Below are 575 nucleotides of genomic sequence, written 5' to 3' on the forward strand. Positions count from 1 at the left end.
CAGCCGTACATGTACGACGTCATCGACACCAAGCGCAGCGTCCGCAAGTCCTACACCGAGGCTCTGATCGGCCGCGGCGACATCTCGATGAAAGAGGCCGAGGACGCCCTGCGCGACTACCAGGGTCAGCTGGAGCGGGTGTTCAACGAGGTCCGCGAGCTGGAGAAGTATCCGCCGGAGCCGAGCGAATCGGTCGAGGAGGAGCAGACCGTGCCGGGCACCGTGGTCACCGCCGTCGACAAGTCCGTGCTGCAGCGCATCGGTGACGCCTTCCTCGGCGTGCCGGACGGTTTCAGTGTGCATCCGCGCGTGAAACCGGTGCTGGAGCGCCGTCGCGAGATGGCCTACGAGGGCAAGATCGACTGGGCCTTCGCCGAGTTGCTGGCCTTCGGCACCCTGATCGACGAGGGCCGCGCGGTGCGCTTGACCGGTCAGGACTCCCGGCGCGGCACGTTCACCCAGCGGCATTCGGTGATCATCGACCGCAAGTCCGGTGCGGAGTACACCCCGCTGCACAACATCGGCAGCGAGAATCCGGGCTGGTTCGCGGTGCACGACTCGGCGCTGAGCGAGTT

The 575-nt window shown here is 66.6% G+C and carries 1 pseudogene; it reads left to right on the forward strand.

Features of this window, described 5'->3' with window-relative positions:
• A pseudogene (gene kgd / locus IRT45_RS36430) lies at positions 1-575 on the forward strand (multifunctional oxoglutarate decarboxylase/oxoglutarate dehydrogenase thiamine pyrophosphate-binding subunit/dihydrolipoyllysine-residue succinyltransferase subunit); the annotation flags it as partial.

The organism is Nocardia sp. BSTN01 (genome assembly GCF_015354405.1).
Lineage (GTDB): Bacteria > Actinomycetota > Actinomycetes > Mycobacteriales > Mycobacteriaceae > Nocardia.